This window comes from Nocardia sp. 852002-51101_SCH5132738 (assembly GCF_001665695.1).
Lineage (GTDB): Bacteria > Actinomycetota > Actinomycetes > Mycobacteriales > Mycobacteriaceae > Nocardia > Nocardia nova.
The window spans coordinates 54,650-81,411 of the sequence record NZ_LZML01000049.1 but is presented as its reverse complement, the minus strand read 5'-3'; the positions used below and the strand labels follow the sequence as shown (position 1 = coordinate 81,411).

Genomic DNA, 26,762 nt, shown 5'->3' with positions numbered 1-26,762 from the left:
CCATGGGTGTGACTACGCTCACTCGAGGCACGAGCGCATAACGGTTGACGCGTCGAGGCGTGCACACTGGAGTGTGTGAGTTATCGCCCGGATCAACGTCCGCATCGGATCGCGGTGTTGTCGGTGCACACCTCTCCGCTCGCACAGCCGGGTACCGGCGATGCGGGCGGGATGAACGTCTACGTGCTGCAGTCGGCGCTACAGCTGGCTCGCCGCGGCGTGGAGGTGGAGATCTTCACGCGTGCGACATCCTCCAACGACGAGCCGGTGGTCGAGGCCGCGCCGGGGGTGCTGGTGCGGCATGTGGTGGCGGGACCGTTCGAGGGGCTGGACAAACACGATCTGCCGACTCAGCTGTGCCCGTTCGCGGCGGAGGTGTTGCGTCAGGAGGCCCGGCAGCTGCCCGGCTACTACGACCTGATCCATTCGCACTACTGGCTGTCGGGGCAGGTGGGCTGGCTGGCCCGGGATCGGTGGCGGGTGCCGCTGGTACACACCGCGCACACGCTGGCCGCGGTGAAGAACGCATTCCTGGCCGAGGGCGATACGCCGGAACCACTGTCGCGGGTGGTCGGCGAGAAACAGATCATCGCCGAATCGGATCGGCTGGTCGCCAATACCGCCGAGGAGGCCCGCCAGCTCGTCGAGCTCTACGGCGCCGAATCCGAGCGCATCGACGTGGTGCCCCCGGGTGCGGATCTGTCCCGCTATCGCCCCGGTGACCGGGCGGCCGCGCGCGCCGAATTCGGTATCGAGCCGAATGAGCAGGTGGTGGCCTTCGTCGGCCGGATCCAGCCGCTCAAGGCTCCCGATGTGCTCGTGTTCGCGGCGGCCGAGGTGCTGCGCGCCGAACCCGAACGCAAGCTGCGGGTGCTCATCGTGGGTGGGCCCTCGGGCACCGGGCTGGATCGCCCGGACGCGCTGATCGAGTTGGCCGCCACGCTCGGCATCTCGGATCGGGTGACATTCCTGCCGCCGCAGCCGCCGCATCGTCTGGTGCAGGTGTACCGGGCCGCGGATATCGTCGCGGTGCCGAGTTACAACGAGTCGTTCGGCCTGGTCGCCATCGAGGCGCAGGCCAGCGGCACACCGGTGCTGGCCGCCGACGTCGGCGGGTTGAGTACCGCTGTGCGAGACGGTGTTTCGGGCATGCTGGTATCCGGGCACCAGGCCGACGAGTGGGCGGCCGCCCTGCGCGGGCTGCTCGACGATCCGGAACGGTTGCGGCGGATGGGCGCGACAGCGGTGGATCATGCGGCCGGTTTCTCCTGGGAACACACCGCCGACGGGTTGCTCGACTGCTATGCCGAGGCGTTGGCCGGGCATCGGGGTGTGCGTTCGCGAATGCCGGGTACGTTGCTGACAGAGAGCAGTCAAGCCAGGTCGCGGGCGCTGTGGCGGCGCCGGATGGGAGTGGTACGCCGGTGAGTGACACCATCGCGCAGACCGCGCAGCTGATCGACGACACCGTGCGTGAGCGCGAGATCGACTACACCCGCGAGGGCCGGGACACCTTCGTCGTGGTGCTGCCCGGTGAGCGCAAGCTGAAGACGACGGTCATGCTGACGGTCGGCAAGCACGGCGTGCGCTTCGAATGCTTCGTCTGCCGCAAACCCGACGAGAACTTCGAGGGTGTCTACAAGTATCTGCTGCGCCGCAACCGCCGCCTCTACGGTGTCGCCTACACCCTGGACCGGGTCGGTGACATCTATCTGGTCGGCCGCATCGCGACCCATGCCGTGACCCCCGACGAACTGGACCGCATCTTCGGCCAGATTCTCGAGGCGGTCGACGGCGACTTCAATGTGCTGCTGGAGCTCGGTTTCGCGGAATCCATTCGGCGCGAATGGAAATGGCGTGTCTCGCGCGGTGAATCGCTGAAGAACCTGCGGGCGTTCGAGCATCTGGTGGATACCGAGGAGTCCTGACAGCTCTCGCTCGCCGAGTGGGTACCGTGCATCCGATCGGGAGATGCGCTGAGGAGGCGGTGGCGAGATGGGCGTGCTGGCTGTGGATATCGGCGCGACGAAATTCGCCGCAGCCGTCGCGATGGCGCCGATCGAGTCCGTTTCGTACGACGAATCCACAGCACGATCCCGATCGCTGTCCCTGCTGCGGCACATGCGCCGAGTCGACGTGCCTTCCCGGGGAGCGTGGGAAGCCTGCCGCGAGCTGCTGCGGCAGGTGATAGCTGCCGCATCGGCCGACGACACCTGTGGCACCGGCGAATTCGAGGTGGCCTCGATCGGAATCGCCGCCGCCGGCCCGGTGGATGTCGGTGCCGGTAGCACCGCCCCCTTGAACATTCCCGAGTGGCGTGACGGCTTCCCGATCGTCGCCGCGGTGCGAGAACTGTTCCCCGAGGCCGATATTCGATTCGCGATCGACGGCGCGGCCTTGGCATTGGCGGAGTATCGCGTCGGTGGTTTACGCGGTGTTCGGTCCGGGTTGGCGATGACGGTCTCCTCCGGAATCGGCGGCGGCATCGTCAGCGACGGCCGAGTTCTCGTGGGCCGCACCGGGAATGCCGGGCACGTCGGCCATATCGTGGTACCGGGCTGGGATGTGCCGTGTGCCTGCGGCGGTGTCGGATGTGTGGAGGCGGTCGCGAGTGGCATGTCCTCCGTCCGGTGGGCACGCGCACAGGGCTGGACGGGAACGACCGGGATGGAACTGGCACGCGCCGCCGGAGCGGGTGACGCCGTCGCCGCGGCCGCGCTGTCGCGCGCGGGGACAGCTCTGGGACAAGCCATTTCGTCTGCCGCCGCGATGCTCGACATCGACCGTGTCGTGATCGGTGGCGGTTTCGCCGAATCCGGCGCGCCGCTGTGGGATCCGCTGCGGGCGGCGGTGGTGAAACATGCCGGCCTCGGCTTCATCCGTGAACTTCGTGTCGTGAAATCCCCGATCACCGACGGTGCCACGCTGGTGGGCGCGGCGGCTCTCGCGACCGATTGAGGACGTGGGCCGGTTCGACGGCCGGCGCCTGCGCGCCGTCGGGCCGGTCCCGCGCTGCCTACCCGTTGTCGATGCTGCGCACATGCGCGACAAGCGCATTCGCGTGCCCGTGGCCCAGCCCGTGCTCACTCTTCAACCAGGCGACCAGCTCCATATGCTTGGTCAGCTCCGATCCGCGAACGATGTCGAACCATTCCTCGACGGGCCGACCGTATTTCTTCTCGATGGCGGGGAAGTAGGACGCGGGACCCTTCACCGCTGCGGTGCTCTGTGCGCTCATATTCGGGTAGACGGAACGCGCCGGGAGAACTCATCCACCTCGCACAGTGATGTGGGTCACGAACTCCCGGCGCTCGAAGGCGCGTCGTGCGGCTTCAGTGCCGACCGGCGAAGTCGCGCAGGAGTTCTCCGGTGGGGCCGGGCTCCTCGATCATCGGGCTGTGGCCGCAGTCGAGCGATTCGATCCGCACACCCGGCACGCGCCGGTAGTCCTGGAAGGATGCGGCCGGCCACCGGTGGTCCCGGGAACCGTAGAGCACCAGGCTCGGCAGCCCGAGATCGGCGAGGCGGTCGGGTTCCTGCCGTTCCCGCAGATAGACATCCGATGCGTCGGAGGTGGCGGTGATACTGCGGTAGGTCATGCCGTGGAAGTCGTCCACCAGCTGCTGCGGAATCGCGACGTCGCGAGTGAACGCGCTGCTCATGGCGTACCGAATGGCGGCGTCCGGGAGCAGGGGCCACAGCGGTTGCCCGATCTGCGGGACGAACAGCAGGTTGCCGAGCGGGCCGTTGTCGGTGAACGCGTCCAGGCGGGACCCGGTGCTGATCAATCCGATCGCGTTCACCAGATCCCGGCGCTGAGCGGAGAGTTCGGTCGCCACGTATCCGCCGGTGGAGTGCCCGACGACGGTCGCGTGCCGCACCCCGAGCCGGTCGAGGACCGCCCCGACCCGACGTCCTTGTTCGGCCATGCCGTAACCGCTGTCCGGTTTGGCCGAGCGGCCGTGACCGAGCAGGTCCACCCGCACCACGTAGAAGTCCGCCAGCGCGGGCAGTACCGGATCCCACCACGAGACCGAGCCGCCGGTCCCGTGGATCAGCACCACCGCCCGTGCGCTCGGCGCTCCGCTGGTGACGACGTGGATATCGCCGTCCGGCAGCGGGACCATCCGGTCCACGGAATCGTCCGGTGCGGCCGTCGCGACCCCTGTGGTGTTCCCGACGAGCAGTGCGACGAGCGCGCTGACCAGCAGCAGCACCACGCGTCTCGCCCGACCGGCAGCGGCAGTTTTCATATCTCCTCCTGAGGACGGCTGATGCCCTTACCGTCCCGGAGGTCGCGGCCGCGCGTCTTGTAGAAATGTCGCCCGCTGCCGGCTGTCCGGAGACTCTTTCGTAGCGATCACAACCCCTCAGAGGCGGACCGGATTCGAGCAGAGCGGGACTAGCGGTCCTTGCTCGTGTCGGCGGCTTCGCGCGCCAGTGGCTGGGTCCGGCGCATCGAGGTCCAGGCTTCCAGATCTTCGGCGAGGATCGCATTGAGTTCGATCATCGCCTCTCGCGCGAGTACATCGCGGTCCTCGTGCTGAGCGCGCCGGAGTTCGACGCCGCGCAGCAGTGTCTGGAGCTGGCCGATGATGACGCTGCGCTGAATCCACATCTCGCGGTGGCGATACAAGCCGTCCCAGGCGGTGACCACGCCGATCGACGCGGCGAGGCCCGTGCTGAGCAGACCGATCCAGGGAGCCTGGAAGACGGCCACCGCGGTACCGAGGACGGCGATGACACCGTTGGCGACGGCAGTCCATACGACCACCCGCTTGGCCCGGGTCTTGACCACCAGTCGGGAGCGTTCGTACTCGTTCCGGTAATAGACCAGGTAGTGCAGGCTCACGGTCAGGGCGTCGGCGTCGCTGGGCGGCGACGGGGGACTGTGCAGTCCCGAGGAGTGACTTCCGCGCGTATTTCTCGACAGTCGCATGGAACAGGGAGGTCCTAGCGGGAGTGCGGTGTTCCGGACGGGTGATACGGAGGTTGATAAGGTAGCAGAAGCGGTTGCATTAGGGTGGCATTTTCGGCTACACTGAACTATCTGCCCGTGTTGCGGCCGGCACGTGCACTGGAGGGTTGAGACAGATGACCGTTGCGAACGCTCTCGCCATCACCAGTCATGTCGATACGGCCAAACTGCGTCCGGCGGAGCTGGCGCGACAACTCGTCCAACATCTGGGTCCCACGCTGGTGGCGTTGATCGCCGGAGTCCGCGACCGCAAGCTGCCGCACAAGTGGTCCCATGCCGAAGGGCCGACGCCCCGGGATGCCGCACTGGCTCGCCTGCAGGTCGCGCATCGGTGCTGGATCATCCTGGCGACCGCCGAGGACAGCGATGTGGCGCGGTCGTGGTTCATCGGAGCCAATCCGCGGCTGGGTGAGGAGTCGCCCGCCCTGGCGATCCGTGCGGACCGATTCCGCGAGACCATCGCTGCCGCAGTCGCATTCGTCGACGGCTCGGACAACTGACTCGGTCGACCTGGCCGCGCGGGAAAGCTCCCTTTCGATAAACTTCCCCCTTTGGGAGGCTGTCGGAAGAGGGAGACCGGTGTCTGTGCGCGAAACCCGAAATGCTCGGCGCTGCGCCAAGACCGGATTCGCGCTTCTCCCCGCGGCGTCTCGCGAGGTCTATCGGCTGGCGAAACCTTCCTATGGACCGCTCAATCCGCTCCAGCGCGGGATTTCCAGCGACGAATCACGGGCGGAGTGGAACCGCTACGACGTCGAAGGTCAGCAGACCGTGTACGCCGCCAGTACCGAACAGGGCGCGTACGGAGAGCTTCTCGCACCCCTCAAACCGAAACTTCCCCGTCGCGCGTCCCACTATTTCGACGATGTCGGCTCCGACGACGAGCTCGAATCGCTGATCAAAGAGGAATGGCAGAGTTCGGGATATCGGCCGCCCCGCGAGCTGAACATGTTGTGGCTCAGCGAATATCGGCTCTACCTTCTGACGCTGCCGACGCACGGATGGTTCATCGATATCGAGGCGGCCTCCAGCCTCTCGGCGATCGCGCGATATGCCCCGATCGCACTCGTGGAGCGCGGCCTGCGGGAGGTCACGGTCGCCGAACTGCGCGGCGGCGAGCGCTGGCTCACGACGGCGATCTCGACGCGGATCTGGCAGATCACGCTCGACGACGACAGCCTCGCGCACGGGATCGCCTACGGTTCGCGGCACGGCAGCGAATGGGACTGCTGGGCCATCTGGCTGCGCCGGACCGGACTCGCGCACACCTCCAACGGACTCGTCACGTCGGCGGATCCGGGCGTGGAGGTGCTGCCTCCGCCGATCAACCCGGCCCTGCAGGCGATTCTGACGGCCTACGATCTGACCGTGAGCTGGTAGGTCGCGGCTCGTGGCGGTCGCGAGCGCCCGATCCGGCGCAGCTGAAATTCGCCGACGCGGCACCGCTAGCATGACCTGCATGACGTACACCCTCGTGTTGCTGCGCCACGGCGAAAGCGAATGGAATGCTCTCAATCTGTTCACCGGCTGGGTGGATGTGCACCTGACCGACAAGGGTGTCGCCGAGGGTAAACGGGCCGGTGAACTGCTGGCCGAGCACGGCATCCTGCCCGATATCGTCTACACCTCGCTGCTGCGCCGGGCGATCAGCACCGCGAATATCGCCCTGGACGCCGCGGATCGGCACTGGATTCCGGTGGTCCGCGACTGGCGGCTCAACGAGCGGCACTACGGCGCGCTGCAGGGTAAGAACAAGGCGCAGATCCGCGATCAGTACGGCGACGACCAGTTCATGATGTGGCGCCGCAGCTACGACACCCCGCCCCCGCCCATCGAGGCCGACAGCGAATACAGCCAGAGCGGCGACGCGCGCTACGCCGGTATCGACGTGCCGGCGACCGAATGCCTGAAGGACGTCGTCGCCCGCATGGTGCCGTATTGGGAGTCCACGATTTCCCGCGATCTGGTGGCCGGAAAGACCGTTCTGGTTGCGGCGCACGGAAATTCGCTGCGCGCACTGGTGAAACATCTGGACGGTATTTCCGACGAGGATATCGCTGGCCTCAACATTCCCACGGGTATTCCGCTGCGCTACGAACTGGACGAGAATCTGCGTCCGATCGGTCCCGCGGCGTATCTGGACCCCGAGGCGGCAGCCGCGGGTGCGGCCGCGGTCGCGAGCCAGGGCGGTAAATAAACCGGATTCCCGCACTTTCCGACGCGCCGCGGTCATCGACCGCGGCGCGTTGTCGTATATCTCGAACCCGCTGCGTTCGTACGGTTTCCGAATGTCGAAGTTCCCTCGGTCGCGCGTATGAATATGCAATACTCACGTTTTGTGAGCTGCATCTCTTCTGCCGATTCGTGGCTATCGAATTGCCGCGCGGCGGTTCGTGCCCCGATGCGCACCGCCGGTAGTAGCGTCCGGGCCGGTGGGGAGTGGTGTGGATAACTTCCGGTAGGTAAACCGCCGGGCTTTCCGCTGGTCATCGACGTGGATGAGGGGCTGAGAAGTTGAGAGTTTTTTCTTGCAGAAGTTGTAACCGCTGGTTTGCAACTTACTCCGCAGTAGATACACTCTCCGGCGTTCGACCATTTCGAGAGGCGGATCACGTTCGATGAAGTACGCGTTACGCGCCACAGTCGCTGCCGTCGCCGCCGCGGTGACCGTCCCGTTCTTCGCCACTCCGGCTCAGGCCGGGCCCGTCGCGACCGGTCCGGACGGCGGTGCCGCCGGCGCCGCGTGGACCGCCACCGAGGACGGCCCGCAGCAGTATCCGAACATCCACATCGACTGGGATGTGCCGATCACCATGAGCGACGGCACGGTGCTGAAGGGCAATGTGTACCGGCCCGCCGATGCCGCCAGCCGTCCGGTCGACACCCGCACGCCGGTCGTCGTGAACATGACGCCCTACACCAAACTGGTCTCGAATCTGGCCGACCACGCGGGCTCGGTTCCGGGGCTGTCCGACGCGCTGCTGGGGTTGTTCCGCCAGATCGACATGAGCGGCACCGCGCTGTCCGGGGTCACCGATCTGACCAAGGCCTTCGGCGGCGGCGAGCTGCGCAACTTCTCCGTCGACCGGCAGCTGATCAAGAGCGGTTACACCCAGGTCGTGGTCGATGTCCGCGGCACCGGCTTCTCGCAGGGCGAATGGGATATGTTGCGCCAACGCGAGCAGCAGGACACCGTGGAGGTGATCGACTGGGCTTCGCGGCAACCGTGGTCGGACGGCAAGGTCGGGATGACCGGCATTTCCTATTCGGGCATCAATCAGGTGCAGGTGGCGGAGAAGCAGCCGCCCGCGCTGAAGGCGATTTTCCCGGTGGTGCCCGGCAGCGATCTGGTCGACGATGTTCTCGCCCCCGGCGGCGGCTTCGGGTTCAACTTCATTCCGCTGTGGCTCACCGCGATCAACACCCTCAAATGGGTGCCGGACGTGCAGTCGATCGTGACCGGAAAATTCGACAGCACGTGGCTGAACGACCGGATCAGCGATCCGTACACCTATATGGATGTACTGCTGAGTGCCTACACCAACACCGATATGAACACCCTCGATCCGCGGGTGAAGAACATGTTGAACGACATGTCCTCGGAACGGCAGGCGTGGATCGGTGATCCGGGCCGGATTCAGGTGCCGACCTTCGTCACCGGCGGGTGGCACGATCTGTTCACCTACTCCGAATCCAAGATCTACAACCGGATTCCGCTCCCGCCCGGGCAGAAGCAACTGTTCATGGGCAACACCTACCACCTCAACTCGGGCAACGAGTACGGCAAGCCCGGTCTGCCGCCGCGGCTGGACGTACTGCAGCGAGCGTGGTTCGACAAGTGGCTCAAGGGAATCGACAACGGCATCGACACCTACGGTCCGGTGACGCTGCGCGAACAGGGCGGCGGCTGGATCACCCAGGGCGGTTTCGGACCGTCGGCGCCGGCCGAGGAGGCCGCGAAGTACCGTCGCATGTACCTGTCGGGCGACCGCAGCGGTACCGCGAACAGTGTCTACGACGGCTCGCTGACCGGCGAATTCACCGGTGCGCCGACACGTCTGACGGTGGCGCCCGGGCTCACCACACTGTGCTCCAACGATGCCGCGCAGGCGACCGCCGGTGTGCTCGCCGTCATCGACGGCTGCGGCAAGGACTCGCGCATCGCGGAAACCAACGCGCTGACCTTCACCAGCGCCCCGGTCGCCGGGGAGACCACCATCTCGGGCCCGATCGCGGTGCGGCTCAACACCGTTCAGGACGCCGCCGACGGGTATTGGACGGTGACGGTCAACGACGTCGCGCCGGACGGGCAGTCGACCGTGCTGTCCTCGGGGCAACTGATGGCCTCGCTACGTGAGGTCGACGAGGCGAACAGCACCCGGTCCGAGAACGGCGACTACACCGACCCGCGGGCCTACACCTCGCTGGACAAGCGGCAGCCGACGGTTCCCGGCGAAGTGACCGAACTGAACATCGCGCTGCCCGCCACGCAGGCCGTCCTCGCGCCCGGCCATCGCCTGCGGGTGGACGTGTTCGCCGGCAACTTCCCCAAGGGCCTGCCGATCGCGCCGATGCTAGCGGACACCGGCCTAAAACCCGAACACCTGCAACTGGATCCGAATGCCCCTAGCTTCGTGAACATCCCGGTCAAGGGAGACTCCGGCTGGTGAGCCGGTAGGAGGCTCCCCGACGGTCCCGGGAACGTACAACGGCGTACGTACCCGGGACTTTTCGTCTCCGGCCGGTGTCGACGGTGCGAGATTGAGGCGCACCTCACACTCGGCGCGGGTCGCTGGACGAGCGCCGCGGCGGATCGACACGCCGGAGGTGTTCACGCGCGATTCGCGCGGACTCCAGATGTGCGGTGCCGCAAGGAAAACTGTTCGCGCGACCATTGCCCGGCGGCCGAAAACCGCCGGTCGGGGCCGATCCGGGGCTCGGCCAACTTTGTGTGAACACCCGGCCAACGATCGCGGAATCAGCCGTGACCTGCGCGAAACTTCGTCAACCCGGGTTTGGAGTACGTGTCCGCGACCGTACGATTCTCTATGTGAGCGTTCCCCAGGCCGTGCTGCTTGCAGTCCTCGCGGCCGTAGTCGGTCTGGCCGTGGGTGGCCTGGTCATCCCGTACATGAACGCCAGGCAAGCCGAGCGTCGAGCGGCCGAATCCGGCCTGACCATGTCGCAGGTCCTGGATCTGATCGTGCTGGCCTCCGAGAGCGGCATCGCCGTGGTGGACGAATATCGCGACGTGGTGCTGGTCAATCCGCGCGCCGAGGAACTGGGCCTGGTCCGCAACCGGTTGCTGGACGAACGCGCGTGGGCGGCGGTGGAGAAGGTGATCGCCACCGGCGAGGATGTCGAGTTCGACCAGACGCTGAAGAATCCGCTGCCCGGCCGCAACAGCATCGCCGTGCGCGGTGTGGCCCGCCCGCTCTCGCGCGGTGATTCGAACTTCGTCGTCCTGTTCGCCGACGACGACTCCGAACAGGCTCGCATGGAGGCCACCCGCCGCGATTTCGTCGCCAATGTCAGCCATGAGCTCAAGACCCCGGTCGGCGCCATGAGTCTGCTCGCCGAGGCCATGCTGGAGTCGGCCGACGATCCGGATTCGGTGCGGCATTTCGGGCAGCGTCTGGTCAGCGAATCGAACCGGATGGGCAAGATGGTCACCGAGCTGATCGCGCTCTCGCGGCTGCAGGGGGCCGAGAAGCTGCCGCAGCTCGAGGCAGTCGACGTCGACACCGTGGTCAATGCCGCGATCGAACGGTCGCGTACCGCCGCCGAAGCCGCCGGAATCACCGTCAGCACCGATGCCAACAGTGGACTGGAAATACTCGGCGACGAAACTCTGCTCGTGACGGCGCTGTCGAATCTGGTCGAGAACGCGATCAACTATTCGCCGAAGGGCTCGCACGTATCGGTGAGCCGGTCGCTGCGCAACGGCCACGTCAATATCGCGGTCACCGATCGCGGTATCGGTATCGCCAAGGAAGACCAGGAACGGGTCTTCGAACGTTTCTTCCGCGCGGACAAGGCGCGTTCGCGCGCCACCGGCGGAACCGGACTCGGGCTGGCTATCGTCAAACACGTGGCCGCCAATCACAACGGGGAAATCACGTTGTGGAGCAAATTGGGTACCGGTTCCACGTTCACGCTGCGTATTCCCGCGGTCGAATCAGGCAACCAGAATTCCGCCGCCCCGGCGGAGAGGAAGAGCCCCACCGCAATCGGGGTGGGCAAGAACGACGACGGTCCGCGCCGGCGGACCGGACAAAACGGTGTGGAGGCAACCCGATGACCAGTGTGTTGATCGTCGAGGACGAGGAGTCGCTGGCCGATCCGCTCGCGTTCCTGCTGCGCAAGGAGGGCTTCGAGGTCACGGTCGTGGGCGACGGGCCATCCGCGCTGTCGGAATTCGACCGCTCCGGCGCCGACATCGTCCTGCTGGATCTGATGCTGCCCGGGATGAGCGGCACCGACGTGTGCAAGCAGCTGCGCACCCGCAGCAGTGTGCCGGTGATCATGGTGACCGCCCGCGACAGTGAAATCGACAAGGTGGTCGGCCTGGAACTGGGCGCCGACGATTACGTCACCAAGCCGTACTCCTCACGCGAGCTGATCGCCCGCATCCGGGCGGTGCTGCGCCGCGGCGCCGGTGAGGAGATGGACGGGTCCGGCGAGAGCGGCGTCCTCGAGGCCGGCCCGGTGCGCATGGATGTGGATCGCCACACCGTGCAGGTCAACGGCAAATCGGTGACGTTGCCGCTGAAGGAATTCGATCTGCTGGAATACCTGCTGCGCAATTCCGGCCGGGTGCTGACCCGCGGCCAGCTGATCGACCGCGTCTGGGGTGCCGATTACGTCGGCGACACCAAGACCCTGGACGTCCACGTCAAGCGGCTGCGTTCGAAGATCGAGGCCGATCCGGCCAAGCCCGAACATCTGGTGACCGTGCGCGGGCTCGGGTACAAACTCGAGGCCTGATTCTCGCCGGTACGAGAAAGCCGCGAGGCCCTCGGGCCTCGCGGCTTTTCCGTATCGACGCTGAGCTGATCGACGCCGAGCTGCTGAGGGTTCTGTTAGACGACGTGCACCCAGGCGATGCCGATCTGCGGCAGCTCCTGCTTCTGCAGCTGGAACCAGCCGAAGTCGTCACGCTGCCAGCAGTCGTCCAGCGGCGCGGTGTTGTCGTGGCAGGCGATCGGCTTGGAGGTGCCGTAGGGGCTCACGATGACCTGCTTGCCGTTGTCCTTCGCCGACAGCGCCGCCGGGTCGTTGTAGGCGACGAAGTTGTCGTTCTGCAGCGAGTAGTTGGCCGGATCGGTCATCGGGTCGGCGTGCGCGGCGGGAGCAAGGGTGAGGGCCGCACCCGCGGCGAGAGCGGCAGTAGCCAGGAATTTCCTCATCATGACCTACACCTATCACGGGTATGTGAAGCGCGCATGGCGAGCCGATGACCGTACAGAGGTACTTCACAATTCCCGCGGCGCCGCCGCGGCCGAAAGATGTGCGCCGATCGCGGCGGCCGATTCGGCGAGAGCCTGTCGCACGGCCGCGTCCGAAACCGTTCCGTCGGCCCCGACCATGGCGCTCAGTACGGTAATTCGCCGGCACGCCGATTCGATTTCCACCGCGCCGACATATCCCAGCACCGTGCGCAGCGAGGTGATCGCACCTTCACCGCGTCCGGGGGCCGCCACCGAAATCCAGGCCACCGGTTTCTCGTGCAGATCCGCGTTGCCGACGGTCCACTCCAGCAGATTCTTCAGACTGCCGGGAATGAATCCCGCGTATTCGGGTGCGCAGAACACCACGGCATCGGCGGCCGCGAGTTGTTCACGCAGGGCCCGCACCGCCTGCGGGGCGGGTTGATCGCCCGGCACGAAGGCCGGAATCTCGACCAACCCGGTGAACAATTCCGCGGTGAATGCCGGCGCGGCGAGATCGGCGAAGGTGCGCAGTGCGGCGGTGTTGGTGGAACCCGGCCGGGTACTTCCGGAAATCAACAGAATCCGGGGTGCGCCCGGGCGTGATCCCGGCGCGGAATCGGTTCCCGCGGATTCGTGCTCGACAACGGAGGACTCGGATGCCGGCATACCCGGCGCGTTACCCATATTCCTACGAAATGGGTTGGCGGATCAGGTATTCCCGTTCGGTTCGGTTTCGGCTTTCTCGCGCGCGGCGGTCGTCGCCGGATGCACCGCGATCAGGCCCAGTCCTTCGCGACGGCGGCAGTGCCGGGCCAGTTCGTCGTAGGCCGGCTGCCCGATCAATTCGATCAGTTCGGGCGCGTAGGACTGCCAGACCGGGCGGCTACCGACATGCGCGTCGGGCGAACCGGAGCAGTACCAGTGCAGATCCAAACCGCCCGGGCCCCAGCCGCGCCGATCGTATTCGGTGATGGTGGTGCGCAGGATCTGTTCGCCGTCGGGCCGGTCGACCCAGTCCTGCGTGCGCCGGATCGGCAGCTGCCAGCACACCTCGGGCTTCACCGTCAGCGGCTCGATGCCCTTGCGCAGGGCCATCGTGTGCAGGGCGCAACCGATTCCGCCGGCGAAACCCGGGCGGTTGAGGAAGATGCAGGCGCCCTCGTAGCGGCGGGTGCGGATGGCCGGCTCGTCGTCGAGTTCGTCCTCTTCCAGATACAGCTTCTTGCGGATCTTGCCGTCGCGATCGCGCGCCTCGTCCATCAGCTGCCAATCCTGCGGCGTGAGCATCTTCACGGCCTTGGCCAGCTTCTTGCGATCGTCGTCGTCGCTGAGGAACGCGCCGTGCGAACAGCAGCCGTCGTCCGGGCGGCCTTCGATGATGCCCTGGCAGGCGGGCGTGCCGAAGACGCAGGTCCAGCGCGACAGCAGCCAGGTGAGATCGGCCGCGATCAGATGCTCGGCATTTGCCGGATCGACGAATTCGATCCACTCCCGCGGGAAGTCGAGATCGACCTCCGGCGCCGGATCCATCTTCGCAGCTGGTCGCGGCCCGGCCGGCGTCGTGTCCGGCGAGACGGGGGTGGGCGCGGATGCTCCTGCGGTCACATCGCCAGACGCTAACAGCTTTGCCGCTCGAGCCCCAGTTCCGGGCTGGTGTGGTGAGGGGAGTTCCGATTCGTCCTCCGGTGCCTCCACCGACCCCGGTACCGTATTCATGTGCGGCTCGGTGTTCTCGATGTGGGAAGTAATACCGTCCACCTGCTCGTGGTGGACGCGCATCGGGGTGGGCACCCGATGCCGATGAGCTCGACGAAGGCCACCTTGCGGCTGTCGGAGAATATGGACGACGCGGGCTGCATCACGCCCGAGGGCGCGGCCAAGCTCACCAAGACGATCACCGAATTCGCCAGTATCGCAAAGACTTCCGGCTGTGTGGAGCTGATGCCGTTCGCGACCTCGGCGCTGCGGGAGGCTGCCAATTCCGATGACGTGCTGGCCCAGATCCGCTCGCGCGCGGGTGTCGATCTGCGGGTGCTCTCGGGTGTCGACGAGGCCCGGCTGACGTTCCTGGCGGTGCGGCGCTGGTACGGGTGGAGCGCGGGACGCATTCTGAATCTCGACATCGGCGGCGGATCGCTCGAGATGAGCAACGGCTGCGACGAGGCGCCCGACGCGGCGTTGTCGCTGCAGTTGGGGGCGGGCCGGCTGACCAGAGACTGGCTGAACGGCGATCCGCCGGGTAAGCGCCGGGTGGCGGTGCTGCGGGACTGGCTCGACGCCGAGTTGGTGATACCGGCCAAACAACTGCTCGCGGTCGGGCGTCCGGATTTGGCGGTGGGCACCTCGAAAACCTTCCGCTCGCTGGCCCGGCTGACCGGAGCCGCCCCTTCGGCGGCGGGACCGCGTGTGCGGCGTAGTCTCACCAGTTCCGGTCTGCGGCAGTTGATCGCATTCATCTCTCGGATGACCGCCGCCGATCGCGCAGAATTGGAAGGTGTCAGTTCCGACCGGTCCCAGCAATTGGTGGCCGGCGCACTGGTAGCGGAGGCGAGTATGCGGGCGTTGTCCCTCGATACGCTCGAAATCTGCCCGTGGGCGCTGCGCGAAGGACTGATCCTGCGCAAACTGGATACCGACCTGGGTAGCGACCCGGGTCCGGGTAGTACTCGGCCCATCGGAGTGCCGGGCCCGACCGAGGCCGTATCGGGATGATCGATGCGGGAAGCGGTCAATCGGAAAGGACCGTCGTGAACGGCAGGAGCGGAGGCGGCAGCCCGGCGTCCTCGCGCCGCAGCCCGTTCACGACCGAAAGGAGCCGGCATGAGTGAGGATTCGACCCAGCTGTCGGTCGCCGAACTGCTGGCGCGCAACGGCCAGGGAGTTCCGGCGTCGGGCGGCGGTCGCCGGCGCAGAGGCGGACGCGGCATCGCGGTCACCGACCTGACCGGCGACCTGCCGGCGGTTCGGGAGGGCTCCTCCTCGCACGCCGCTCCGGAGGCCGAACCGGATCCGGAACCGATGCCGGACTTCCAGCTCTCGGCACCCGGATACGAAGCCGAATCACCGCTGTCCGGCCCGATCAGTTTCTACGATCCCCTGGCCGCCGCTCCGGAGGCGCCGAGCGCGCCGAATTCCTGGGAGCCGTCGGGGTACGCGGCGAACAGCTTCCAGCCCACCTCGTTCGACTCTCCGGGCGGATATTCCTCGCCGGAGTTCGGCGCGGCCCCCGGATACGACGCTCCCGGATACGGCGCCCAGCCCGATTCCACCCGGCACGCCGCGCCGGAGGGTGCGCCCGCGCCGTACGGTGCGGATGCCGCGCCGGCGCCCACCGGTCGCCGCGCCCGCCGCGAATTGCGGGAGGCGCTGGCCGAGCGGGAGGCGGCGGGTGCGTTCGCCGCTCCCGAGACACCGGTGGATTCGGGGCGTCCCGGGCGCCGGCACCGGCCGGACCCCGACGAGAGCAACACCGTGATGGTGCCGCCGTTCCAGGGCGGCATGGGAACCGACCCCACGCCGCCGACCGCGGCCTGGGCGCCGCCTCGCCCGCCCGAAACCCCCTCTCCGCACCGCGAATTCGGCGCTCCGGCAGGCCGTGAATTCGGTGCGCCCGACTTCCCGACACCGGGACGCGCCGACCTGCCGCGCCGCAACGGTGCCAAGCCGGGGCGCGACGGGTCGGGCGCGCCCGAGGCACCCGCAGGCGGCCGCAACGGCGCCGACGCCCGCCAGGGACTTCCCGCGTGGTCGGCGCGGCGGCGGCCCGGTGCTCCGGCTTCGGCTCCCCGGGATTTCGACGAACCCGGATCCGGCGGCCACCCGGACGAGCCGGCCGAGGACCGGTCGCCGGGATGGTCGCTGGCCGCCCGGGAGCAGCCGCTGCTGTCCGGGCAGACCGTTGCCGGAGATCTGTTGCGCGATGCCGGAGCGCGTGAGGAGCGGCGCGGGGCCGATGCGCGCCGCGATCGCGGGCCGCGCCGCGGGGTGATCGATCTCCTCGATCCGGCTGAGGCGCGCACCGAGTTCTACGCACCGGTCGAACTCGACGAACCCGAGGACGACTACGACGACGATCTGCTCGACGACGAGGAGATCGAGCCCACCCCGCGCCGGCGCCGGGCCGCCCCGCGCAGCTTCTCCCTGCGCGACAAACTGCCGCAGCTGAGCCGACCGGCGTCCCGCCGCGGCTCGGTCGAGGATCTCAACCGGCGGCAGTGGATGATCCTCGGCGGCCAGGCCGTCGGCGCGGCGGTCGCGGGAATGTTGCTGTTCAAGGGCTTCGAGCAGATGTGGGACGTCATGCCGTTCCTGGCCCTGGTGCTGGCGATGGTCGTAATTCTCGGTCTGGTCGCGCTGGTTCGCGTGCTGCGCCGCACCGACGACATCCTCAGCACGGTGATCGCGGTCGTTGTGGGCATCTTCGTGACGCTCGGACCGCTAGCCTTTCTTCTCAGCACGAACTGAGCAGGGAGCAGCAAGTGGGGCACAGCGGTCAGGTGGGGACCACCGTTCAGGTGGGGTTGTCGACGGCGTCGGTCTATCCGGAGAACACCGAGGCGGCGTTCCGGTATGCCGCGGAATTGGGTTACGACGGCGTGGAATTGATGGTCTGGGCCGAGCCGGCCAGCCAGAACATCGCCACCGTCCAATCGTACGTGCGCCGGTACGCGGTGCCGGTGCTGGCCGTGCACGCGCCCTGTCTGCTCATCTCGCAGCGGGTATGGGGTGCCGACCCGGTGGCCAAACTCGAACGCAGTGTGCGGACGGCGGAGTCGCTGGGGGCGGCGACCGTGGTGGTGCATCCGCCCTTCCGCTGGCAGCGGCGTTATGCGGAGGGCTTCGCCCAGCAGGTGGGCGAACTCGAGGACAGCAGTCCGGTCGTGGTCGCGGTGGAGAACATGTTCCCCATGCGCGCCGACACGCTGTTCGGACGCCGCTCCGGTTCGGCGCGCCGGCTGGAACGCCGTGGTGGACCGGGACTTTCCGTGACCGCGTTCAGCCCGTCCTACGATCCGACCGATACCGGCTTCCGGCACTACACCCTGGATCTGTCGCATACCGCGACCGCCGGGATGGATGCGCTGACGCTGGCCGACCGCATGGGCGGCGGTCTGGCGCACCTGCACCTGGCCGACGGCCGCGGCGCCGCCCACGACGAGCACCTGATTCCCGGCGAGGGTGGGCAACCCTGTGTGGAAGTGTGTGAATCGTTGGTGCGCAACGGTTTCCGGGGTCACGCCGTGATCGAGGTGAACACCCAGAACGCACGGACCACCGCCGACCGCGCGGCGATGCTGGGGCGAGCGCTGCGGTTCGCGCGCACACATCTGAACAATTTGCAGCCGGTGCCGGGGCGGGAACAGACCCGCCAGGGTTGATCGGCCTGTGCCCGTACAGCTTCGTCACACCCGGTAGGGAATCGAGGGACCGTCCGGCAGACTTATACGGTGTACGAGCCGGGCCGGAGCCGGCTGGGCCCACGGAGAGGAGCGGCGGGTGACGGAACTGGCGGTCGAGACGGTACGGCCGGAGTTGGACGACGCACCGTTCAGCCGCGTGTGCGCGGTGACCGAGGTGGAGGTTTCCGCAGAGTTCGCGCGCTATCGCGGCGTCATCGACCCGGTGTGGACGATCGGCAAGAAGCTGCACGGCGGCACCATGGTCGCCTCGTCGGCGGCCGCCGCCACGACCCGGCTGCGCACCGTGCACCCCGATCTGGCCGAGATGTTCCCGATCGCGGCGAGCACCGATTTCCTCGGCGCCCCGGACCCGGGCGAGGTCGAGTACGAGGTCCGTATCCGCAAGACGGGCCGCCAGATCTGCCTGGTCGACGCCGATCTGGTCCAGAGTGGTCGCACGCTGGTGCATTCGGCGTTCACCTTCGGCCACCTCGACGACGCGGAACCGGCCTATCGGCGCGAGACCGTGGCGGATATGCCGCCGGAACCGCCCGCCGAGGCCCTGGGCTACGACGCGCCGGATTCTCCGATGGGCCGGCTGGTCAACGTCTCGCGAGGCGCCTCGGTGGCGATCGATCCGGCCTGGGCGCCGTTCCTGTCCGGCGAGCGGGGCGAGCCGCGGCTGCGCCTGTGGATCCGTCCGCGCGCCGCCGACGGCAGCGATCCGGACGTCGCCGCGTATTTCGCCATGATGGCGGGCGATATGAGCCCGCCCGTGCCGATGAACATGGGCCGGTTCGGCTGGGCCCCGACCGTGCAGCTCACCACCTATCTGCGGCGTCGGCCCGCGCCGGGCTGGCTGCGGGTAATCGCGACCGCCCACGAAATCGGGGAGCGCATGTTCGACGAGGATCAACTGGTCCTCGACAGCACGGGCGCGGTGGTTGCGCAGACCCGCCAGCTCGCGCTGATTCCGCTGCCCCGCTCCCACTGATCGCCCCTGCCCCGCGTCGGCCGCCGCGCACGGATAGCCTTGGGCCTCATGACGAGAATTGCGGTGATCGGTGGCGGACGGATCGGCGAGGCGTTGATTGCCGGGCTGCTCGAGGCCGGGCGGCCGGGTAAGGATCTGGTCGTGGTCGAGACGGTGACGACCCGCGCGCAGGTGTTGAGCGAGCGGTTCGGCATCCGGGTCACCGACAGTCTGGCCGAGGCCGCGGCGGGTGCGGATGTGCTGGTGGTAGCGGTGAAGCCGCACGATGTCGACGCCGTGCTGACCGAGCTCGGCAAACTCGAACTCGACAACGATCGCGATCAGATCCTGGTGTCGCTCGCCGCCGGTGTGACCACCGCCCGGGTGGAGTCGAAGTTGCCCGCCGGATTCCCGGTCGTGCGGGTCATGGCGAATACCCCGATGCTGGTTGGCCAGGGCATGAGCGCGATCGCGGCCGGGCGCTACGCGAAATCCGCCGAGCTGGATACGGTCTCGGAGCTGCTGGGGGCGGTCGGCAGGGTCGTCACCGTCGCCGAGAGCCGGATGGACGCGGTGACCGCGGTGTCGGGTTCGGGACCCGCGTACTTCTTCCTGGTGGTCGAGGCCATGGTGGAAGCCGGCGTCGGCCTCGGCCTGACGCGGGACGTGGCCACCGAACTGGTGGTGCAGACCATGCTCGGCTCGGCGGCGCTGCTGGAGGAGTCCGGTCAGGATGCCGCGGAGTTGCGTGCCGCGGTGACCTCGCCGGCGGGGACCACCGCGGCGGCCGTGCGCGAGCTCGAGCGCGGCGGCGTGCGCTCGGCGTTCTGGGAGGCGTTGCACGCGGCCAAGCGCCGCTCGGCCGAACAGGGGGCGACCGGCGAGTAACCGCGGAGTGGCCGCCGGGTGTGACGGGACATCCGCTGGTGACACTGCTATTTCTCCCACCCGTCGCAGCAATCCCACTGGTAACGCTAAGCTCGGGGGAGCACGTGCGTGTCTGTTCCGCCGGTGGGGAAGCCGGCGGCGCGGACGTGCCGGAGGTCAGTGGTGCAATGATGTCTGGAAACAGCTCTGCGAGTTCCGGTCCTGTCATCGGCGGTGGAGGAACACAGTTCCTCACCGTTGCCGAGGTGGCGAATCTGATGCGGGTTTCCAAGATGACGGTGTATCGGCTGGTTCACTCGGGAGAACTACCCGCTGTCAGAGTCGGTCGATCGTTCCGGGTACACGCCAAGGCGGTGCACGACTACCTGCAGACGTCGTACTTCGACGCCGGATAGCAGCGTGCGAACGCCGGTCGGCGGTGTCGGCGACCGGGCACGGCGGTGCCCGTTTCGTTCGCCGTGGGTTGGCCCGGTACGATGAACCACCGTTGTGTTACCCGCTGCCGATCTGGGTCAGGTCGGGAGCTGAACACTGGTTGCCAGGCGGCCGCCGAGCGAACCGGAAGATGGGCGTACGTAACCGGCGTGCGTGCCGAGGGTAGAGAGAGAACGCGAGGAACAACCCTATGGGTTCTGTGATCAAGAAGCGCCGTAAGCGGATGTCGAAGAAGAAGCACCGCAAGCTGCTTCGCCGTACGCGCGTGCAGCGTCGCAAACTCGGCAAGTAAACTTACACGCTGGAAATTAGCTGAAAGCCCGCCATCGACTTGGGTGGCGGGCTTCGGCATTTGTTTCCGGTGACTGAAGTCATCGTTAGATCCTGGTTAATACTCTCGGCCACCTCCGTAACAGCCGCTACTCTGGTTAACGGAACTAGCCAAGCAGGGGTGCACAGGTGGGATTCGGCGTGGGTTCGGATATGCGGGACGGGCGTACGGCTGGCCGCAACGACCAGCCGCCCAAAGTTGTCCTCGTCACCGGCGCGAGCCGCTTCTTCGGCGGCAATGTCGTCACTCGGCTGGCGGCCGATCCCGCGATCGAACGGGTCATCGCGGTCGATGCCCGCATGCCCAGTCGCGATCTGCTGCGCCGGATGGGCCGGGCCGAGTTCGTGCGCGCCGATATTCGAAACCCGTTGATTCGCAAGGTGATCGACGGAAATAAGGTCGACACCGTCGTGCATCCGGCCGTACTGTCCCGCCCGCCCGCCGGTGGCGGCCGGGCGGCGATGAAGGACTACAACGTCTTCGGCGCCATGCAGCTGATGGCGGTCTGCCAGAAGGCGCCGAGTGTGCGCCGTGTGGTGGTCCGCTCCTCCTCGGCGGTCTACGGTTGCGGTCCGAAGGATCCGGCGAAATTCACCGAGGAAATGAGTGCGCGCACGCCGCCGAAGGGCTGGTTCGCGCGCGACATGATCGAGGTCGAGGGATTCGTCCGCGGAATGGCGCGCCGGCGTCCGGATATCGCCGCGACGATCCTGCGATTCGCACCGATAGTGGGGCCGCGTCTGGCGGGCCGGGGCGTGCAGTATTTCCGCTCCCCGATCACGCCGACGATCTTCGGCCGCGACCCCCGTATGCAGCTGTTGCACGAAGAGGACGCGATCGCGGTGCTGGCGCATGCCGCGCATTCCGCACCCGGCGGCACTTTCAATGTCGCCGGTGACGGGGCGCTGGCATTGTCGCAAGCCATCCGCCGCGCCGGTCGCGTCGAACTACCGGTGCCGATGAGTGTTTTCCAGACGGTCGGCCGGTCGTTCATGGGCCCGGTGATGCGTGAGTTCACCACCGAGCAGATCGATTACTTCCACTTCGGCTGTGGATTGGACACCACGAGAATGCGTACCGAACTCGGCTTCGCACCGCGTTGGACGACGGTGCAGGCGTTCGACGACTTCATCGGGGGCGCAGCGTTGCGGCCCGTCATCGATCCGCGCTGGATCGACGCTGCAGAAAACAGACTCCTCGGCCTCGTCGGGGCCGGGACGGGAGCACATCGATGAACGACGTGGCCAAAGTCATTCACCTGCACGAGACGGATTTCGAGGCCCGGCAGCGCCCGGCGTCGCGGCGCTGGCCCGGAGAGTCGGCCCTGCAGCCGGTGACCTCGCTGACCGAGCGGCTGGCCGAATCGGCGCCGCCGCGCTCGCTGGGTGATCTGGTGCGGAGTGCGGTGGCCGACGGTATTCGCAATACCGCCGATTTCGCCCGCCGCCGCCTCACCGGGGACTACCAGGTCGACGAATTCGGGCGGGACGAGCATCTGCTCGAATCGGTCATCCTGCCGACCCTGCGGCCACTGTCGGATCTGTGGTTCCGGGTGGATGTCAACGGCATCGACAACATTCCGTCCACCGGTGGTGCGCTGGTGGTTTCCAATCACGCCGGCGTGGTGGCACTGGACGCGCTGATGCTGCAGCTGGCCGTGCACGACCGGCATCCCGCCCATCGGTCGCTGCGCTTGCTGGCCGCTGATCTGGTGTTCGAGACGCCGGTGGTCGGCGGGCTGGCCCGCAAGGCGGGCCACACTCTGGCCTGCCCCGCCGACGCGGAGCGGCTGCTGCGGTCGGGCGAGGTCGCGGGGGTGTTCCCCGAGGGCTTCAAGGGCATCGGCAAGCCGTATTCGGAGCGCTACAAGCTGCAGCGCTTCGGGCGCGGCGGATTCGTCTCGGCGGCGGTGAAAACCGGTGTGCCGATCATTCCGTGCTCGATCGTCGGGTCCGAGGAGATCTATCCGAAACTCGCCGACATCAAGCCGTTGGCCCGCCTGCTCGGATTGCCGTATTTCCCGGTGACTCCGACATTTCCGCATCTGGGACCGCTGGGCGCGATCCCGTTGCCGTCGAAGTGGACCATCGAATTCGGCAAGCCCATCGCGACCGCGGACTATACGGCCGAGGCCGCCGACGATCCGATGACGATGTTCGAGGTCACCGATCAGGTCCGCGAGACCATCCAGCAGACGCTGTACAAACTGCTCACCAAGCGGCGTAACCCCTTCACCGGCTGACGCCGGAACAGAGCCGGAGAAATCGAGCCTCCTCGCTGTGGCGAGGAGGCTCGATCGTTTCCTTCCGGAAAATCTCAGCCGTGCTGTTCGCGCCTGCGGGTGAGGACGGCCGCCGCCGCCCCACCGGCCGCACCCAGCGCCAACGCGGTGGGAACGCCGATCTTGGCGGCCTTGCGTCCGGTGCGGAAATCGCGGATCTCCCAGCCGCGATTCTTGGCGACCTCACGCAGGTCCGAATCCGGGTTGATCGCCACCGCGGTACCGGCCAGCGAGAGCATCGGCACGTCGTTGTGGCTGTCGGAATAGGCCGTGCAGCGTTTGAGATTGAGCCCCTCGCGAATGGCCAGGGTGCGCACCGCATGTGCCTTGCCCAGGCCGTGCAGAATATCGCCGACCAGCCGTCCGGTGAAGACGCCGTCCACACTTTCGGCGACCGTGCCCAGCGCGCCGGTCAATCCCAGGCGCTTCGCGATGACCTGCGCGAGTTCCACCGGCGTGGCGGTCACCAGCCACACCTGCTGACCGGCGTCCAGATGCATTTGCGCCAGCGCGCGGGTGCCGGGCCAGATCTTGTCGGCGATGATTTCGTCGTAGATTTCCTCGCCCAGGGCCGCGAGTTCGGCAGTCGAGCGGCCGGCGATGAATGACAGCGCCTTTTCCTTGCCGCTGGCCATATCGCCCTGGCTTTCCTTACCGGTGACCCGGAATTTCACCTGCTTCCAGGCCATATCGACGAGGTCGGAAGTCTTGAAATATTTCCGCGCCGCCAGGCCGCGCGCGAAGTGCACGATCGAGGCGCCCTGCACCATCGTGTTGTCCACGTCGAAAAATGCCGCAGCGGTCAGGTCGCGCGGCGGGCGCGCATGGGGCGGTAATTCCGAATCGGCTTCGGCGCCATAGCTTTCGGCCAATTCCGCGTCGTGCAGCGCGAGGGCGGCATCGGCGCTGGCCTCACCGGCGAGGTTGGCGCGTACCTCCTCCTCGCTGGGCCCGAACGGGCTGCGCGCGATCCGCGTGAGCTGGTCCGACAGACCCTGCCCCCAGCGCGCCGGGAATTCGCCGAACCTTCCCGCGATGAAGCCCGTCCTCGCATCTTTCGATCGTTCCGGCACCAGTACCTCCGCCTGTTCGCGCGAACACTCCAACATTAGCCGAGCACAGCGTTGTCCCGACGGCTGCTCGGCGATGTGTGCTCAGCGACTCAAATCGGCCCGCAACCGGGATTCGTCCACGTCGAAGTAACTGTGTTCGCGGCCGTCGAGCAGCACCACCGGCAGCCGGTCGCCGAACTCGGCCCGCAGCGACGGGTCGGTGGCCGCCGCCGCGTCCACATCGACGGTCGCCGGTTCCATCCCGAAGTCGGCGCAGATGGCGCGCAGTTGCGTCAGTGCGACCGTGCACATACCGCAGCCCTCGCGGGTCAGCAAAGTCACCGAATGCGTGGCAGTACTCATATCGCCATTAAATGCCACCGTGCCGACAGACCTGCGATTAGCCGCGAATCGCCGCATTCGCGCGGGGAAATCGCCGGTCCGGCGTGCCTGCGCCGAAGCCGGTGCTACACGGCGGTTGAATGTGAGCAGGCATTCGTGGAGCCGACGAGTGGAGAGTGACTGAATTCACCGACTTTGTGCAGGGCTTCACAAGCGGTTACGGTGGTGACACGCGACCCGCCTGCTTCTGGCGGCGGACGCAACCGCACCCCGTGTACCAATACCGATCCGAGACCGATGCCTGTGCCCGGTGTCGGCGGTGGACCAAGCGAAAACCCGGACACTACCCCCCGGCCGGACGAGGAGCCGAACGACGTGACAGAGCAGCATGAGACGCCAGGTGGCGTCTCCGGCAGAGCTCTGAACAGCGTTTCCGGCAAATCCATCAACAAGGACATCCCGCAGGCGACGGTGACCCGTCTGGCCACCTACCTCCGAGTGCTCGCCGTCCTGGCCGACGAGGGTGTGCTCATCGTATCGAGTGAAGAACTGGCTGTCGCGGCGGGTGTCGGTTCGGCCAAGCTTCGCAAGGATCTATCCTTCCTCGGCCCCAACGGTGTTCGCGGCGTCGGCTACGACGTGGCCAAGCTGCGCAACCGCATCGAAGACGTTCTCGGCCTGGCGGACGGCCATCGCGTGATCCTGGTCGGCGCCGGGAATCTGGGCCGGGCATTGGCCGGTTACGGCGGATTCTCGCGGCGCGGATTCACCATGGTCGGCATCTTCGACAACGATCCCGCGGTGATCGGCGCCTCGGTCGCCGGGCTGCGGGTGCTCGACACCGCCCGGCTGCGGCCCGCGGTCGCCGAACTCGCGCCCACGATCGCGGTGGTCACCGTTCCCGATGCCGCGGCCCAAGCCGTCTGCGACGAACTCGTCGCCGCCGGGGTGCAGTGCATTCTCAGCTTCTCGCCGGTGAACCTGGCGGTTCCGGCCACCGTGGAGGTCCGCCGCGTCGACCTCGCCGTCGAACTGCAGATGCTGTCGTTCGAGCGCGCTCGCAGCGCGGAACTCGAGGCGACCGAGCCGGCGGCCACCGAGCGCGTCGCCGCGGGGGAGACCGTGCACGCGGTCTCCACCCCGATCGGGCGCCGGATGGCCGGACGCGCGGCCCACCAGCCCACACCCCGCAAGACAACCTCGCATTCGGCAACGGAGCCAACCAGCAAGGGATCGGTGGTCGCACCATGAGTGTGCTTCTCGTCGGAATTTCGCATCGCAGCGCTCCCGTGGCGGTGCTGGAGAAGGTCGCGGTCACCGAGGAGGACCGGCCCAAGCTCACCGATCGCATGCTGGCCTCCCAGCACATCTCCGAGGCGATGATCGTCTCCACCTGCAACCGCGTCGAGATCTACGCCGTGGTCGACGCCTTCCACGGCGGCCTGGCCGAGGTCGGCGATCTGCTGGCCAAGCATTCCGATCTGCCACTGCCCGAACTGACCAGGCACGCCTACGTGCGCTACAGCGAGGCGGCGGCGGAACATCTGTTCGCGGTCGCCAGCGGCCTGGATTCGATGGTCGTCGGCGAGCAGCAGGTGCTCAGCCAGATCCGCTCGGCGTACGCCGCCGCCGACGCCCAGCAGGCCGCCGGGCGCACCCTGCACGAATTGGCCCAGCACGCCCTGCGCGTCGGCAAGCGGGTGCATTCGGAGACCGGGATCGACCGCGCGGGCGCCTCGGTGGTGTCGGTCGCCCTGGAGCGCGCCGCGAACGTGCTCGGCGACCTGGCCGGCCGCACCGCGGTCGTGGTCGGCGCGGGCGCGATGGGCGGGCTGTCGGTGGCCCATCTGGCACGGGCCGGAATCGGCCGAATCGTCGTGGTCAACCGCACTCTCGAGCGGGCTCAGCGGCTGGCCCACACCGCGACCACCATGCACGGCGCACCGGCGACCGCGATGGAGCTGTCGAATCTGGTGAACGCCATGGCCGATGCCGACATCGTGATCACCAGCACGGGCGCGGTCGGTTCGGTGGTGAGCCTGGCCGACGCCCACCGGGCGCTCAACGTCTCCCGCGCCGGACATCAGATGGTGATCTGCGATCTGGGCCTGCCCCGCGATGTGGATCCCGCGGTGGCCGGACTGCCGGATATCACCGTCATCGACATGGAGACGCTGCAGCGTGATCCCGCAGCAGGCGCGGCGGCCGACGACACCAGCGCCGCGCGCGCCCTGGTCGCCGAGGAACTCGCCAAATATCTGTCCGGCCAGCGGATGGCCGAGGTGACCCCGACCGTCGCGGCCCTGCGCCAGCGCGCGGCCGAGGTGGTCGAGGCGGAGCTGATGCGGCTGGAATCCAAACTGCCCGATCTCGGCGATCCGCAGCGCGAAGAGGTGGCCCGCACGGTGCGCCGGGTGGTCGACAAACTGCTGCACGCGCCCACGGTCCGGGTCAAGCAGCTGGCCTCGGCGCCCGGCGGCGGCAGCTACGCCGAGGCGCTGCGTGAGCTGTTCGAATTGAAACCCGGTGCGGCACAAGCGGTTGCGGCGCCGATGGAAATCGCCACTCTCGGCGGCGAACTGGCCGACGACTTCACCACGAGCCATCTCGGAGACGAACAGGGGCATCCGCAGTGAGCGCTGATACGGCC

At 67.4% G+C, this 26,762-nt stretch carries 28 protein-coding genes; 20 read left to right on the top strand and 8 right to left on the bottom strand.

Translation table 11 applies throughout. The features are described from left to right. The first annotated feature begins 75 nt into the window (after window positions 1–75). From mshA to A5789_RS07850, 3 genes are all read left to right on the top strand, one after another. On the top strand, window positions 76–1,428 hold the full coding sequence (gene mshA / locus A5789_RS07860) for a D-inositol-3-phosphate glycosyltransferase (protein WP_064904443.1): 1,353 nt from the start codon (window positions 76–78) through the stop codon (window positions 1,426–1,428). Further along, the gene (locus A5789_RS07855; RefSeq protein WP_369801564.1) at window positions 1,425–1,928 is read left to right on the top strand and encodes a YbjN domain-containing protein; all 504 of its coding nucleotides are present in this window, start codon (window positions 1,425–1,427) and stop codon (window positions 1,926–1,928) included. The genes mshA and A5789_RS07855 overlap by 4 nt, the downstream gene beginning before the upstream one ends. A 67-nt stretch (window positions 1,929–1,995) precedes the next feature. Beyond that, window positions 1,996–2,958, top strand: coding sequence for an ROK family protein (locus A5789_RS07850; RefSeq protein WP_064904442.1), 963 nt, complete (start codon window positions 1,996–1,998; stop codon window positions 2,956–2,958). Window positions 2,959–3,016: 58 nt separating this feature from the next. Here A5789_RS07850 and A5789_RS07845 read toward each other — a convergent pair whose 3' ends face one another. The 3 genes from A5789_RS07845 to A5789_RS07835 all read right to left on the bottom strand — a co-directional run bounded on the left by A5789_RS07845 (window position 3,017) and on the right by A5789_RS07835 (window position 4,939). Beyond that, window positions 3,017–3,238 (bottom strand): DUF4287 domain-containing protein, encoded by a 222-nt coding sequence (locus tag A5789_RS07845; RefSeq protein WP_063016274.1) that lies wholly within the window; start codon window positions 3,236–3,238, stop codon window positions 3,017–3,019. A gap of 94 nt (window positions 3,239–3,332) precedes the next feature. Further along, the gene (locus tag A5789_RS07840) at window positions 3,333–4,253 is read right to left on the bottom strand and encodes an alpha/beta fold hydrolase (RefSeq protein WP_082940533.1); all 921 of its coding nucleotides are present in this window, start codon (window positions 4,251–4,253) and stop codon (window positions 3,333–3,335) included. Window positions 4,254–4,402: 149 nt separating this feature from the next. Continuing rightward, window positions 4,403–4,939, bottom strand: coding sequence for an SLATT domain-containing protein (locus A5789_RS07835; protein WP_146098765.1), 537 nt, complete (start codon window positions 4,937–4,939; stop codon window positions 4,403–4,405). A gap of 155 nt (window positions 4,940–5,094) precedes the next feature. Here A5789_RS07835 and A5789_RS07830 point away from each other — a divergent pair, with 155 nt between their 5' ends. The 6 genes from A5789_RS07830 (at window position 5,095) to A5789_RS07805 (ending at window position 11,965) form a co-directional block, all read left to right on the top strand. Further along, window positions 5,095–5,478 (top strand): hypothetical protein, encoded by a 384-nt coding sequence (locus tag A5789_RS07830; RefSeq protein ID WP_030516176.1) that lies wholly within the window; start codon window positions 5,095–5,097, stop codon window positions 5,476–5,478. 79 nt (window positions 5,479–5,557) lie between these two features. Beyond that, window positions 5,558–6,358: a hypothetical protein gene (locus A5789_RS07825; protein ID WP_156772990.1), complete on the top strand. Its 801-nt coding sequence runs from the start codon at window positions 5,558–5,560 to the stop codon at window positions 6,356–6,358. A gap of 79 nt (window positions 6,359–6,437) precedes the next feature. Further along, entirely contained in the window at window positions 6,438–7,175 is a 738-nt protein-coding gene (locus A5789_RS07820) for a phosphoglyceromutase (protein ID WP_063016293.1), read from the top strand. Window positions 7,176–7,596: 421 nt separating this feature from the next. Then, complete coding sequence (locus tag A5789_RS07815) at window positions 7,597–9,648, top strand: CocE/NonD family hydrolase (protein WP_063016280.1); 2,052 nt, start codon at window positions 7,597–7,599, stop codon at window positions 9,646–9,648. 380 nt (window positions 9,649–10,028) lie between these two features. Next, the gene (locus tag A5789_RS07810) at window positions 10,029–11,279 is read left to right on the top strand and encodes a cell wall metabolism sensor histidine kinase WalK (protein WP_030516180.1); all 1,251 of its coding nucleotides are present in this window, start codon (window positions 10,029–10,031) and stop codon (window positions 11,277–11,279) included. Further along, complete coding sequence (locus A5789_RS07805; protein WP_030516181.1) at window positions 11,276–11,965, top strand: response regulator transcription factor; 690 nt, start codon at window positions 11,276–11,278, stop codon at window positions 11,963–11,965. Before A5789_RS07810 ends, A5789_RS07805 begins: the two co-directional genes overlap by 4 nt. 95 nt (window positions 11,966–12,060) lie before the next feature. Here A5789_RS07805 and A5789_RS07800 read toward each other — a convergent pair whose 3' ends face one another. The 3 genes from A5789_RS07800 to A5789_RS07790 all read right to left on the bottom strand — a co-directional run bounded on the left by A5789_RS07800 (window position 12,061) and on the right by A5789_RS07790 (window position 13,941). Continuing rightward, on the bottom strand, window positions 12,061–12,390 hold the full coding sequence (locus tag A5789_RS07800; RefSeq protein WP_030516182.1) for a hypothetical protein: 330 nt from the start codon (window positions 12,388–12,390) through the stop codon (window positions 12,061–12,063). 63 nt (window positions 12,391–12,453) lie between these two features. Then, entirely contained in the window at window positions 12,454–13,077 is a 624-nt protein-coding gene (locus tag A5789_RS07795) for an NADPH-dependent FMN reductase (protein WP_082940532.1), read from the bottom strand. 42 nt (window positions 13,078–13,119) lie between these two features. After that, window positions 13,120–13,941 carry a hypothetical protein gene (locus A5789_RS07790; protein ID WP_064907235.1) on the bottom strand — a complete coding sequence of 274 codons (822 nt, stop codon included), beginning with the start codon at window positions 13,939–13,941 and terminating at the stop codon, window positions 13,120–13,122. Between the two features lie 186 nt (window positions 13,942–14,127). Here A5789_RS07790 and A5789_RS07785 point away from each other — a divergent pair, with 186 nt between their 5' ends. From A5789_RS07785 to A5789_RS07750, 9 genes are all read left to right on the top strand, one after another. Beyond that, a complete protein-coding gene (locus tag A5789_RS07785) occupies window positions 14,128–15,123 on the top strand; it encodes a Ppx/GppA phosphatase family protein (protein ID WP_051756436.1) in 996 nt (331 codons plus the stop codon). Window positions 15,124–15,231: 108 nt separating this feature from the next. Then, window positions 15,232–16,875, top strand: a complete 1,644-nt coding sequence (locus A5789_RS07780) for a hypothetical protein (protein WP_064907236.1) — start codon at window positions 15,232–15,234, stop codon at window positions 16,873–16,875. 50 nt (window positions 16,876–16,925) lie between these two features. Continuing rightward, the gene (locus A5789_RS07775; RefSeq protein WP_063018568.1) at window positions 16,926–17,789 is read left to right on the top strand and encodes a sugar phosphate isomerase/epimerase; all 864 of its coding nucleotides are present in this window, start codon (window positions 16,926–16,928) and stop codon (window positions 17,787–17,789) included. 118 nt (window positions 17,790–17,907) lie between these two features. Beyond that, window positions 17,908–18,804: a thioesterase family protein gene (locus tag A5789_RS07770; RefSeq protein WP_082940531.1), complete on the top strand. Its 897-nt coding sequence runs from the start codon at window positions 17,908–17,910 to the stop codon at window positions 18,802–18,804. A 48-nt stretch (window positions 18,805–18,852) separates the two neighbouring features. Further along, window positions 18,853–19,671 carry a pyrroline-5-carboxylate reductase gene (proC, locus tag A5789_RS07765; protein ID WP_063018570.1) on the top strand — a complete coding sequence of 273 codons (819 nt, stop codon included), beginning with the start codon at window positions 18,853–18,855 and terminating at the stop codon, window positions 19,669–19,671. 167 nt (window positions 19,672–19,838) lie between these two features. Next, a complete protein-coding gene (locus tag A5789_RS07760) occupies window positions 19,839–20,066 on the top strand; it encodes a helix-turn-helix domain-containing protein (protein ID WP_030516190.1) in 228 nt (75 codons plus the stop codon). A gap of 230 nt (window positions 20,067–20,296) precedes the next feature. Continuing rightward, entirely contained in the window at window positions 20,297–20,398 is a 102-nt protein-coding gene (locus A5789_RS35355) for a 30S ribosomal protein bS22 (protein ID WP_003402602.1), read from the top strand. 191 nt (window positions 20,399–20,589) lie between these two features. Further along, window positions 20,590–21,672 carry an NAD-dependent epimerase/dehydratase family protein gene (locus A5789_RS07755; RefSeq protein WP_063018591.1) on the top strand — a complete coding sequence of 361 codons (1,083 nt, stop codon included), beginning with the start codon at window positions 20,590–20,592 and terminating at the stop codon, window positions 21,670–21,672. Beyond that, on the top strand, window positions 21,669–22,679 hold the full coding sequence (locus tag A5789_RS07750; protein ID WP_064907237.1) for a lysophospholipid acyltransferase family protein: 1,011 nt from the start codon (window positions 21,669–21,671) through the stop codon (window positions 22,677–22,679). The genes A5789_RS07755 and A5789_RS07750 overlap by 4 nt, the downstream gene beginning before the upstream one ends. Before the next feature lie 74 nt (window positions 22,680–22,753). Here the strand turns inward: A5789_RS07750 and A5789_RS07745 are convergent, their stop codons facing one another. Both A5789_RS07745 and A5789_RS07740 read right to left on the bottom strand, forming a co-directional pair. Continuing rightward, window positions 22,754–23,791 carry an HAD family hydrolase gene (locus A5789_RS07745; protein WP_369817616.1) on the bottom strand — a complete coding sequence of 346 codons (1,038 nt, stop codon included), beginning with the start codon at window positions 23,789–23,791 and terminating at the stop codon, window positions 22,754–22,756. An 81-nt stretch (window positions 23,792–23,872) separates the two neighbouring features. Continuing rightward, a complete protein-coding gene (locus A5789_RS07740; protein WP_064907238.1) occupies window positions 23,873–24,133 on the bottom strand; it encodes a glutaredoxin family protein in 261 nt (86 codons plus the stop codon). Between the two features lie 354 nt (window positions 24,134–24,487). Between A5789_RS07740 and A5789_RS07735 the strand changes: the two genes are divergently transcribed. Continuing rightward, entirely contained in the window at window positions 24,488–25,363 is an 876-nt protein-coding gene (locus A5789_RS07735; protein WP_064907267.1) for a redox-sensing transcriptional repressor Rex, read from the top strand. Next, window positions 25,360–26,748, top strand: coding sequence for a glutamyl-tRNA reductase (locus A5789_RS07730; RefSeq protein ID WP_030516196.1), 1,389 nt, complete (start codon window positions 25,360–25,362; stop codon window positions 26,746–26,748). The genes A5789_RS07735 and A5789_RS07730 overlap by 4 nt, the downstream gene beginning before the upstream one ends. Window positions 26,749–26,762 lie beyond the last annotated feature (14 nt).

Excerpts from the sequence above, each read along its gene's own strand:
- A5789_RS07760 (WP_030516190.1), top strand. The coding sequence starts at position 19,839 with ATGATGTCTGGAAACAGCTCTGCGAGTTCCGGTCCTGTCATCGGCGGT.
- A5789_RS07805 (WP_030516181.1), top strand. The coding sequence starts at position 11,276 with ATGACCAGTGTGTTGATCGTCGAGGACGAGGAGTCGCTGGCCGATCCG.
- A5789_RS07830 (WP_030516176.1), top strand. The coding sequence starts at position 5,095 with ATGACCGTTGCGAACGCTCTCGCCATCACCAGTCATGTCGATACGGCC.
- A5789_RS07750 (WP_064907237.1), top strand. The coding sequence starts at position 21,669 with ATGAACGACGTGGCCAAAGTCATTCACCTGCACGAGACGGATTTCGAG.
- A5789_RS07755 (WP_063018591.1), top strand. The coding sequence starts at position 20,590 with ATGCGGGACGGGCGTACGGCTGGCCGCAACGACCAGCCGCCCAAAGTT.
- A5789_RS07800 (WP_030516182.1), bottom strand. The coding sequence starts at position 12,390 with ATGATGAGGAAATTCCTGGCTACTGCCGCTCTCGCCGCGGGTGCGGCC.
- A5789_RS07730 (WP_030516196.1), top strand. The coding sequence starts at position 25,360 with ATGAGTGTGCTTCTCGTCGGAATTTCGCATCGCAGCGCTCCCGTGGCG.
- A5789_RS07795 (WP_082940532.1), bottom strand. The coding sequence starts at position 13,077 with ATGCCGGCATCCGAGTCCTCCGTTGTCGAGCACGAATCCGCGGGAACC.
- A5789_RS07840 (WP_082940533.1), bottom strand. The coding sequence starts at position 4,253 with ATGAAAACTGCCGCTGCCGGTCGGGCGAGACGCGTGGTGCTGCTGCTG.
- A5789_RS07835 (WP_146098765.1), bottom strand. The coding sequence starts at position 4,939 with ATGCGACTGTCGAGAAATACGCGCGGAAGTCACTCCTCGGGACTGCAC.
- A5789_RS07845 (WP_063016274.1), bottom strand. The coding sequence starts at position 3,238 with ATGAGCGCACAGAGCACCGCAGCGGTGAAGGGTCCCGCGTCCTACTTC.
- A5789_RS07740 (WP_064907238.1), bottom strand. The coding sequence starts at position 24,133 with ATGAGTACTGCCACGCATTCGGTGACTTTGCTGACCCGCGAGGGCTGC.
- A5789_RS07815 (WP_063016280.1), top strand. The coding sequence starts at position 7,597 with ATGAAGTACGCGTTACGCGCCACAGTCGCTGCCGTCGCCGCCGCGGTG.
- proC (WP_063018570.1), top strand. The coding sequence starts at position 18,853 with ATGACGAGAATTGCGGTGATCGGTGGCGGACGGATCGGCGAGGCGTTG.
- A5789_RS07820 (WP_063016293.1), top strand. The coding sequence starts at position 6,438 with ATGACGTACACCCTCGTGTTGCTGCGCCACGGCGAAAGCGAATGGAAT.
- A5789_RS07850 (WP_064904442.1), top strand. The coding sequence starts at position 1,996 with ATGGGCGTGCTGGCTGTGGATATCGGCGCGACGAAATTCGCCGCAGCC.
- A5789_RS07790 (WP_064907235.1), bottom strand. The coding sequence starts at position 13,941 with ATGGATCCGGCGCCGGAGGTCGATCTCGACTTCCCGCGGGAGTGGATC.
- A5789_RS35355 (WP_003402602.1), top strand. The coding sequence starts at position 20,297 with ATGGGTTCTGTGATCAAGAAGCGCCGTAAGCGGATGTCGAAGAAGAAG.
- A5789_RS07780 (WP_064907236.1), top strand. The coding sequence starts at position 15,232 with ATGAGTGAGGATTCGACCCAGCTGTCGGTCGCCGAACTGCTGGCGCGC.